This window comes from Lentzea sp. NPDC006480, assembly GCF_040611995.1.
Taxonomy (GTDB): Bacteria; Actinomycetota; Actinomycetes; order Mycobacteriales; family Pseudonocardiaceae; genus Lentzea.
Genome location: NZ_JBEXPJ010000350.1, coordinates 1 through 1,697, shown reverse-complemented (window position 1 = coordinate 1,697; position 1,697 = coordinate 1). Strand labels below are relative to the sequence as shown.

At 64.4% G+C, this 1,697-nt stretch carries 1 protein-coding gene; it reads right to left on the bottom strand.

The window, feature by feature from the left end:
- Positions 1-121: 121 nt before the first annotated feature.
- Complete coding sequence (locus tag ABZX92_RS45865; protein ID WP_355572463.1) at positions 122-1,324, bottom strand: DUF222 domain-containing protein; 1,203 nt, start codon at positions 1,322-1,324, stop codon at positions 122-124.
- Positions 1,325-1,697 lie beyond the last annotated feature (373 nt).

Genomic DNA, 1,697 nt, shown 5'->3' with positions numbered 1-1,697 from the left:
GTACGTGGGCATGTTGGCACCGTCGGTTTCAGCCATTACCGCTACTCATGCGGGCATCAGGCCTGTCCGGCTCGCTTCGCATCGCCACAATCAAGCCCTTGCGAGGGCGGACTGGTGGCGATCAGGCGGCGGTCGCGTGGAGCAGGTTGCGTCTCGGTTTGCGGAGCGGGTCCAGCCATGCCGGTGGGTAGAACACCGGCAGTCCGTGCACCATTTTCACTTCCCACTCGCTTTGATGGATCAGCGTGTGGTGATGGCGGCAGAGCAGGACCGCGTTCTCGACGGATGTACTTCCGCCGTTCGCCCAGTGGTGGATGTGGTGGGCGTCGCAATGTCGTGGCGGCCTGCCGCAGCCCGGGAAAGCGCAGCCGCGGTCTCTGGCGACCAGTACTCGGCGGATTCCGGCGGGGAAGCTGCGGGTTTTGCGGCCGATGTCCATCGGCTGCGACTTGTCTCCCAGGACCAGGGGGATGATTCCGGCGTTGCAGGCGAGCTGGCGGACCTGGCCCGCCGGGACGCGCTCGCCGTTGTCGAGCATCGCCTGCCCCACCTGCTCGGCCAGGTTGTCGTAGCTCATGGTCAGCGTGAGGGTGACCGGCTCGCCACCGTGATCCGGGAGTCGGTCGGCACGGGCCATCAGGTTGACCAGCTCGGCGAAGGCGTCGCCCTCGCGTTCCGTGCGGGAACGCAGGTCCGGACCTTGCCCCGACGTTTCGGGGCGGGGCTTGGCCAGCGGGTCCAGCATCGCCTCCAAGGTCGCGCCGGTCACCGCGTCCAGCAGCGCCTTCACTTCGAGCTGGCCGTTCTTCCAGCTCTTCACGAGCTGGTTGACCGGCGGCCCGGGCTCGGCGTCGCGAGGCTCCGGGTCGTCCTGGAACAGGGCGTATGCCACGTCCTTGCCGAACTTGCCGATCGCACTCGGCGGATGCTCGCGGGCGAAGTCGACCATGGCCGCTTCGGCCTCGGCGGGCAGTTTTTCCATGGCCTTGGCCAGTGCGGTGACGTGCTCGACCGACACCGCACCCTCCGCCAACGCCGAGGCGGTGACAGGCAGTTCGGGAGCGAGCTCACTGCCGGTCGGAGTGATCGAACTGCTCAACGCACCGGCATTTGCTACCCATTGCACGGCGGCTTTACGATCCCACTGGACCGAGTGCTGAAGCACACCTGCCAAATCCTTGTAACCAAACTCGCTAGCTGCTCCACGCCGATCCAGCTCGGCAATAACTCGCATGGTGACACGGTCACGAATCCGCTTCTCCCGCTCATTGTCGACGATGCTGCGCAGCAGCTCGTCAGACGAGAGAAGTCGGATGTCGTTCACGTGTTCCACTCTACCGCAAGATCACAAAACGATAACGCAAAATCTGGTACACAGACGAGTGAAACAACCCGCCTATCCGACATCGAGTAAGCGACCTGATTGTGGCGATGCGAAGCGAGCCGGACAGGCCTGATGCCCGCATGAGTAGCGGTAATGGCTGAAACCGACGGTGCCAACGTGCCCACGTACGACTGCGATTGGGCTTGACTTTGGGTGCGAGGTGCTACCGTTTCGCGGATCGGACGGGTGCGAAGCATCCGCCCTTTTCCGCCCGACAGAGCGCCTCGCAACGGCCCTGAAGTCAAGCCCAATTGCTATCGTCGCGAAGCGGCGATGACGCAACCAACGCTCGTCTAACGGCCCGCGTGCCGAC